Below are 8,033 nucleotides of genomic sequence, written 5' to 3' on the forward strand. Positions count from 1 at the left end.
GTCGGACCAGAGAATCGTCCGAAATCTGTGAATAGCCCATGGAAGGTACTCCGGAGCAAATCGGTTCGGATACCGGCGCCCCCATCTTTACAGAGGCCGACGGCGGCTCGGCAATCGCGGACTTGTCTCACGTCGTGCTCGTTCTTCGAGCGGGCGACAGAGCCGCAACGCCTCGCCGGCAACCCCGTTCACCTGCGGGAACGCCAACTCGCCTGCTGTGGTTGAACTGTTGACTGTCTCATGTGGACCTTGACGGGCCCACCGCGCGGCTTGTTGCATTCCGTTGTCGGAATTCGGGAATGCCGAGGGCGACTTTCCCGCCTGAGGCATTCCAGAGATTTCACAGGGAGGTGAATGATATGCGCAAGTACGCCAAGCCGGCTGCCAAGGAGGTCACCTCCGGCACCGTCCTGAAGATGGTCGTCTGAGTGTGCTCGGACGACTCCTTGCCGCGCCCGGTCCCGGCCGGGCGCGGCAAGCCCGGTGCCGCGCCGGCACCGGATCCGGCGTCAATCCAGTCTCCGCAGCGAGCGAGGTAGAAGTATGTGTGGCCTGTCCGGCATTGCCCGAGTCGACGGCCGTCCCGTTGGTGAGGAAGCGGACGCCCTGCTCCGCCGGATGGCACACGCGGTGGCCCACCGGGGCCCCGACGACGAGACCTACTTCCGCTCCGGTCCGCTGGGCCTGGGCTTCGTCCGGCTGTCCCTGGTCGACCCGGAGGGCGGCGCGCAGCCGCTCGCCACGGACGACGGCGGCCTGGTGCTCATCGCCAATGGCGAGATCTACAACCACCGCGAGCTGGCGGCCGGTCTGCCCGCCGGCACCCGGCTGCGCACCCGCTCGGACTGCGAGGTGCTGCTCCATCTCTACCGCCGCGACGGTCTGCGCTTCCTCGACCAGGTGCGCGGCATGTTCTCGCTGGTGCTGTGGGACCGCGACCGCGGCCGTCTGGTGTTCGCCCGCGACCGGTTCGGCATCAAGCCGCTTTTCTACCACCTCAACCGCGAGCGGGTCGTCTTCGCGTCCGAGATCAAGGCACTCTTCGAGGACCCCGACTGCCCGCGCGAACTCGACTGGGACCGGGCGCTGGGCGACCAGCTGCTCAGCATGGCGCCGGTGACCGACGACAGCCCGGCCCACTCCTGGTTCAAGGACATCGAGCTGGTGCCCGCCGCGTCGATCGTGACGCTCGACCTCGGCGACGGCTCCCGCTCCACCCACCGCTACTGGGACTTCCCCTCCTACGAGGGCGACGCGGCCGCCTCCGAGTCCCAGCTCGTCGCGGACTACGGCAGGATCCTGGCCGAGAGCATCGACGACTGCCAGATGGCCGACGTCGAGATCGGCCTCTTCCTCAGCGGCGGCATCGACTCGGCGGCCGTGGCGGCGCTCGCCTCCCTCAAGCCGCGCACGTTCACCGCGCTCAACGGCAGCACCCTCGCCAACGGCGACGCCGAGTCCGCGCACCACATCGCCGGCGTCCTCGGCCTGGCCAACCACCAGGTGCTGCTGGATTCCTCGCACACCCCCTCCGCGGAGGAGTGGAAGCGGCACCTGTGGCTGCTGGAGACGCCGCTCGCGGGCCCCGAGACGTTCTACAAGTACGAGATGTACCGCTACGTCGGCGCGCACGCCCCCGAGATCAAGGCCATGCTGCTGGGTGGCGGCGCCGACGAATTCAACGGCGGCTACTCGAAGACCATGGCGGGCGGCGGCGAGTGGCCCGACTTCGTGCGCAACGTCGACGCCCTCGGCACCGCCCGTGACCGCGCCCTGCGCCCGGACGTCGGCGCGTGGTGGGACGGGGCGGGCCGCTCGATGGTCAGCTCCCGCTATCTGCGCGACGTGGCGGGCCGCCCGGCGAGCGACCCGTACGCGGAGCTGTTCCGCTGGAAGTACCGCGACGTCCAGCTCTACAACTGCTGGCACGAGGACCGCACCGCGGCCGGAAACGGCATCGAGGCGCGGGTGCCCTTCCTCGACCACCGGCTGATCGAGCTGGTGGCGGCCGTGCCCGAACCGCTGCGGGCGAACCTGGTGTGGGACAAGCAGATCCTGCGCCGGGCCATGGTGGGCATCCTGCCGCCCGAGATGGTCAACCGCCCCAAGGGCCCCTTCTTCTACGGCAGCGGCGAACACCTCACCTACCGCACGTTCCTGCGGATGCTCGCCCAGAACGGCGATCAGCTGCTCGACGAGGCGCTCGCCAGCGACGCCGCCCGCGACCGCCTGGACGCCGACCAGGTCCGCGCCCAGTTGCGCAGGCTGGAGCAGGACCCGTCGGCCGGCCATGTGGAGCTGCTGCTGCGCGTGGTCAACCTCGGGCTGCTGGAGCGGATGACCCGGGATCTGCCCACCCCGCACGTCGAGTCCCGCAAGGCGCCGGTGCCGCAGAGCGTTCCGGTGACCGACTGGGCGGCCGAGCGGGAGGCCGTCGAGGCCCGCGTGGTGCGCCGCACGGAGGTCACGCAGGAGCAGGTGCTGGAGCTGCCCGAGCACGTCCTGCTGCTGCACTCCGCCGACGAGCCCGCCGTGTGGTACCTCGTGGTCGACGGCAGCATCGAGTACGTGCTGGACGAGGTGGAGAACCCCGACTGGCTGCGGTTCCTGCACGCCCTGGACGGCAAGCGGCCCTACGGCGAGCTGGTCGCCGCCCTCGGCGCCGATCCCGCCGCCGTGACCCCGCTGGCCGCCGAGGCCCTGGAGCTGGGACTGCTGACCTCGGTGGTCCGCGCGGAATGACCAGGCGTGGCCCGGTGCGCAATCCCGACACCGCCCTGGTGCAGGGCCCCTGGGAAGCGCTGGCGGCGAAGTCGGCCCTGCTCGGCTGCCTGGAGGGACTGGAGGACCTCGGGCTGCTGCCCGTCGTCCACCTCGCCGTGACGTGTGCGGGGTCCGTCGCCCGCGGCTGGGCCAACGAGGGCAGCGACTACGACTTCAACGTCATCGCCACCGGACCCTGGCACGGGCCCGCCGTGTACTCCATCCCGGTGCCGCTGCGGCCGGCCTCGGTGCCCGTGGCGGTGGCGGACGTCGACGGACGCCGCTGGGAAGTCACGTACTGGCTCGACACCCAGGTGGACCAGATGCTGGCGAAGGTCTCCTGGGAGCGGTTCGAGGAGCGCACCGTCGCCTCCGACGTGCTGACCGGGACGGAGGAGCGGTTCCTGGAGCAGCTGGTCACCTGCCTCACGCTCAGCGGCACCTCGTGGGTGCGCGGCCGGCGGCTGGAACTCGGGGCGACCGCCTTCCGCGCCTTCGTGACGGCACGTTCGCTCGCCGAGGCGGACGCCTCGATCGAGGACGCGCTCGGCCAGCTGGCCGCGGACGACACCGACAGCGCCGTGCTGTCGGCCCGCAAGGCGTTCGGCCACGTGGTCGACGCACTCCTGGAGAGCCACGGGGCGTTCGGCTCCCGTACACCCAAATGGCGGGCCCGGCGATTCCACGAAGTGCGGCCCCAGCAGCTGTCGTACGAGGACTACTGGGCGGTGGAGACCATGCGCGACCTCCCCCACGACCGGCCCGGAGGCTGGGTGACCCGAGTCGTGCAGCTATGCAGAGATCTGTCGATCGATGTGGAGATTCACTGATGAGTGACCCGGAGTTGCAGCCGGACAGCGTGGTGCGCCGCCGGATGGAAGCCCGCACCCGCAAGTACCGCGGCAAGTTGTACATCGCCGTGCAGGACCAGGCCCTGGAACTGGACGACGTCGCCCAGGCCATCTTCCGCCGCATCGACGGCACTTCGACGCTGCGGCAGGTCGCTGCCGGACTCGCGGAGGAGTACGGCGTCGGGGTCGACGAGGCCACCGAGGACACCGTGGACTTCGCCGTCCAGCTGCTCGGGCACGGAGTCGTGGAGGTCGTGGCGTGACCGCGACCGCGCGCGGGAGCTCCCCCGGAAAGGGCCCGGCATGTGCGGGACGGTAGGGATGTTCGTCGGCTGCTCGGCCCTGTCGTACTGTCCCCGGCGCCTGCTGCGCGCGCCGTCGCCCGATCCGGGGACGGCCCCGGAGGGCGACGAGACCTCCACTGAGGCCGACGGCGCCGATCCGGCCGTCGCAGACGGCGAGCCCGCGCCCTACCGCAGTCCCTTCCGCAGCTGGTACGAGCGCTCCAGTGTGCGCAGCTCGCCCCGGCGGGTGCTCGACGCCGATCCCCGCGACGGCGGCCCGGCACCGTGGCTGTTCCCGCCCGACCTGGTACCGGTCACCCGGCACCCGCTCGTCCGCGAGCTGCCCGCGCCGCAGTTCCAGGAGGTGCTGGTCCAGCACCTGTACCGCTACCTGGACTTCACCGCCAAACTCGAGTACCTGGTCGTCAACCGCACCGTGCTGGGCATCGCACGCGGCACGGTGGGCGTCCCGGTGCCCGAGGAAATGCGCCTCGACGCCTACAAGATGTACTGCGACGAGGCGTACCACGCGCTGTTCTCCGCGGATCTCGCGGCCCAGGTGCAGGCGGTGACCGGCACGGCCCCCCGACTGCCCGAGGAACCCTTCTTCCTGCGGCGTCTGAGCGATCTGCTGGCCGAGCTGCCGGCCGGTGAGCGCCCCCTGGCCGAGCTGCTGTTCGTGATCGTCTCGGAGACGCTGATCTCGGCGAGTCTCGCCGAGATCCCGCAACGCGAGGCGGTGGCCCCCGCCGTCACCGGCACAATCCGGGACCACGCCCTCGACGAGGGGCGCCACCACGCCTACTTCGCACACTTCCTGCACCGCCTGTGGGCGCACCTCGAACCGGCGGAGCGCAGAACGGCCGGCCGGCTGGTGCCGGCGCTGATGGACGCCTTCCTGCGCCCCGATCTCGACGCGCTGCGCGAGGAACTCACCGCTTACGAGCTGACGGGCGACGAGGCCGAGCAGATCCTCGCCGAGGTGTACACGCCCGAGGTGCTGAGCGGTCACGCCCGTGCCACCTCCCAGCAGACCCGGCGCTATTTCCGGGAACTCGGCGCCTTCGAGAGCGCCGCCGCCGAGGACGCGCTGGCGGCCTACGGCCTGCTCGACTGAGGACGGCCGGTCCGGACGCCGGCCGCCTCCGCCCCGCCCACGGACCGGCGGGCGGTGCCGGGTGTCCCGCTCCCCGGCTCCGCCCGCCACACATCAGCCGCGGCGGGCCGCCGTCACCCGTTCGCGTCCTGCTCGACCACCGAGTCGTCCTCGCGCACCAGCAGCGGCATCTCGCCCTTCAGCACGGTCCGCTCGGTCACCGTCACCCGCACCACGTCCTCCAGCGACGGCACGTCGTACATCACCGGCAGCAGCGCCTCGTCGAGGATGGCCCGCAGACCACGGGCCCCGGTGCCCCGGCTGAGCGCCTGGTCGGCCACCGCCTCCAGCGCCGCGGGCTCGAAGGCCAGTTCCACGCCGTCCAGTTGGAACAGCCTGCGGTACTGGCGCACCAGGGCGTTCTTCGGCTCGGTGAGGATCCGCAGCAGCGCGTCCCGGTCCAGCTGGGCCACCGAGGTGACCATCGGCAGCCGGCCGATCAGCTCCGGGATCATCCCGAACTTCACGAGGTCCTCGGGCGTCACCTGTGCGAAGAGGTCGTCCGCCGCGGTCTGGCGCCGGGACCGGACGCTGCCGCCGAAGCCGATGCCCTGGGCCCCGATACGCGCCTCGATGATCTTCTCCAGGCCGGCGAAGGCGCCGCCGACGATGAAGAGGATGTGCGAGGTGTCGATCTGGATGCCCTCCTGGGCGGTGCGGCTGCGGCTGCCGGCGACCGCGCCCGTCCCCCGTCCCGGCGGGGCGACCGTCACCACCGATCCCTCCAGCACCTTCAGCAGGGCCTGCTGGACGCCCTCGCCGGAGACATCACGCGAGACAGCCGGACCGTCGCCCCGGCGGCCGATCTTGTCGATCTCGTCGATGTAGACGATGCCGGTCTCCGCCCGGCGCGGGTCGTGGTCGGCGGCCTGCAGGAGCTTCATCAGGATCGCGTCCACGTCCTCGCCCACGTAGCCCGCCTCGGTGAGGCCGGTGGCGTCGGCGATGGCGAAGGGGACGTCCAGGATCCGGGCCAGGGTCTGGGTGAGCAGGGTCTTGCCGGAGCCGGTGGGCCCGAGGAGCAGAATGTTCGACTTGGCCAGTTCGACGTCGTCGTCGTCCACGGCCGCGCCGCGCACCCGCTTGTAGTGGTTGTACACGGCGACGGAAAGCGACTTCTTGGCCCGCTCCTGGCCCACCACATAAGTGTCCAGGAATGCCCGTATCTCACGTGGCTTCGGAAGGCCGCCGGCGAGACCTGCCTTTTGCCCCCCGTTTCTCGTTTCCGCGACCACTTCGGCGCACAGGTCGACACAGCCGTCGCAGATGTGCACGCCGGGCCCGGACACGATCTTCAAGACTTCGTCTTGTCTCTTCTCGCAGAACGAGCAGGTGAGCTGAGTGTCACGCATGCCGACAACCGTCATTGGGTGAACTCCTTCGTGCGGTCGCGAAACATCGGGTGCGCGGAACATGCCCAACCCGCGGTGGCATCGATCAATTGAGGATAGGCCAGCTCAATCGGGGGGCCTGGGTTGCGAATAGTGAGACGTCCGTCGCACGGCCCGCACAACTCTGGCAGGATGGTGGCGAGTTAATCAATGCGTCCGAGGAGTCACATGACCGCGGTATCCCGAGTCGTAGCCCGTGAAATCGTCGACAGCCGTGGCAATCCCACCGTCGAGGTCGACGTCACCCTGGAGGACGGCTCGTTCGGCCGCGCCGCGGTCCCGTCCGGAGCCTCGACCGGTGCCAACGAGGCCGTCGAACTGCGCGACGGGGACCGGGCCCGGTTCCACGGCAAGGGCGTGCGCAAGGCCGTCGACGCGGTCAACGGGCCCATCGCGGAGGCGCTGCGCGGCCTGAACGCCGTGGACCAGTACCTCGTCGACGAGACGATGATCAGGCTCGACGCCACGCCCAACAAGGGCGCCCTCGGCGCCAACGCGATCCTCGGTGTCTCGCTCGCCACGGTGAAGGCCGCCGCCGCGGCCCACCGGCTCCCGCTGTACCGCTATGTCGGCGGTGTCGGCGCGCGCACCCTGCCGGTGCCGATGATGAACATCATCAACGGCGGTGCCCACGCCGACAACCCGATCGACTTCCAGGAGTTCATGATCGCGCCGGTGGGCGCGGCGAACTTCGCCGAGGCCGTGCGGATGGGTTCCGAGGTGTTCCACACCCTGCGCAAGGCCCTGGCGGAGGCCGGCCACAACACCAACGTCGGCGACGAGGGCGGCTTCGCCCCCAACCTGCGCTCCGCCGACGAGGCCCTGAGCTTCGTGGTCCGCGCGATCGAGCAGACGGGCTACGCCCCCGGCGAGGACATCGTCCTCGTACTCGACCCGGCCACCTCGGAGTTCTTCCACGACGGGGTGTACGACTACGCGGGCGAGGGCGTCAAGCGCTCGGTCGAGGAGCACATCGCCTACCTCACCACGCTCGTCTCCCGCTACCCGATCGCCTCCATCGAGGACGCGATGGCCGAGGACGACATCGAGGGGTGGAAGCAGGTCACCCGCGAGCTGGGCGACAAGATCCAGCTCACCGGCGACGACGTCTTCTGCACCAACGTCGAGCGGCTGAAGGACGGCATCCGCGACGGCTACGCCAACTCCATCCTGGTCAAGGTCAACCAGATCGGTTCGCTCAGCGAGACCCTGACCACCGTGGAGACCGCGCACAAGGCCGGGTACACCGCGGTGATGTCGCACCGGTCCGGAGAGACCGAGGACACCACGATCGCCGACCTCGCGGTCGCCACCAACTGCGGCCAGATCAAGACGGGTTCGCTGTCCCGTTCCGACCGCACCTCCAAGTACAACCAGCTCATCCGGATCGAGGAGGAGCTGGGCTCGCAGGCGCTCTATCCGGGCAGCAGCGTGCTCCGGGTGCGCTGACACCGGCACTCCCCCTCACGACCGGCCTGGGGGGGGGGGCCGCGCCCCCCCCCCAGCCCCCCCCCACCCCGAAAGAGGGCCCCCCCCCCCCCCCCCCCCCCCCTGCTCCTCCCAAAAAACGGGTGGCCCTTCCTAAAGG

General features: G+C 70.4%; 6 protein-coding genes. 5 read left to right on the forward strand and 1 reads right to left on the reverse strand.

Annotated features, from left to right (window positions below; translation table 11 throughout):
* The first annotated feature begins 543 nt into the window (after positions 1 to 543).
* The 4 genes from asnB to ACZ7EC_RS03585 are packed head-to-tail and all read left to right on the forward strand — an operon-like array spanning position 544 to position 5,015.
* Positions 544 to 2,742, forward strand: coding sequence for an asparagine synthase (glutamine-hydrolyzing) (gene asnB / locus ACZ7EC_RS03570; protein ID WP_471057248.1), 2,199 nt, complete (start codon positions 544 to 546; stop codon positions 2,740 to 2,742).
* The gene (locus ACZ7EC_RS03575; protein WP_471057251.1) at positions 2,739 to 3,593 is read left to right on the forward strand and encodes a hypothetical protein; all 855 of its coding nucleotides are present in this window, start codon (positions 2,739 to 2,741) and stop codon (positions 3,591 to 3,593) included. Before asnB ends, ACZ7EC_RS03575 begins: the two co-directional genes overlap by 4 nt.
* Positions 3,593 to 3,877: a PqqD family protein gene (locus tag ACZ7EC_RS03580; RefSeq protein ID WP_471057254.1), complete on the forward strand. Its 285-nt coding sequence runs from the start codon at positions 3,593 to 3,595 to the stop codon at positions 3,875 to 3,877. Before ACZ7EC_RS03575 ends, ACZ7EC_RS03580 begins: the two co-directional genes overlap by 1 nt.
* 40 nt (positions 3,878 to 3,917) lie before the next feature.
* Positions 3,918 to 5,015 carry a diiron oxygenase gene (locus ACZ7EC_RS03585; RefSeq protein ID WP_471057257.1) on the forward strand — a complete coding sequence of 366 codons (1,098 nt, stop codon included), beginning with the start codon at positions 3,918 to 3,920 and terminating at the stop codon, positions 5,013 to 5,015.
* Between the two features lie 113 nt (positions 5,016 to 5,128).
* Here the strand turns inward: ACZ7EC_RS03585 and clpX are convergent, their stop codons facing one another.
* The gene (gene clpX / locus ACZ7EC_RS03590; RefSeq protein WP_471057260.1) at positions 5,129 to 6,421 is read right to left on the reverse strand and encodes an ATP-dependent Clp protease ATP-binding subunit ClpX; all 1,293 of its coding nucleotides are present in this window, start codon (positions 6,419 to 6,421) and stop codon (positions 5,129 to 5,131) included.
* Positions 6,422 to 6,613: 192 nt separating this feature from the next.
* On the opposite strand from clpX, the gene eno reads away from it, so the two are divergent.
* Positions 6,614 to 7,894 (forward strand): phosphopyruvate hydratase, encoded by a 1,281-nt coding sequence (gene eno, locus ACZ7EC_RS03595; RefSeq protein ID WP_471057263.1) that lies wholly within the window; start codon positions 6,614 to 6,616, stop codon positions 7,892 to 7,894.
* Positions 7,895 to 8,033: the final 139 nt, after the last annotated feature.

This window comes from Streptomyces sp. NPDC037203 (genome assembly GCF_055605065.1).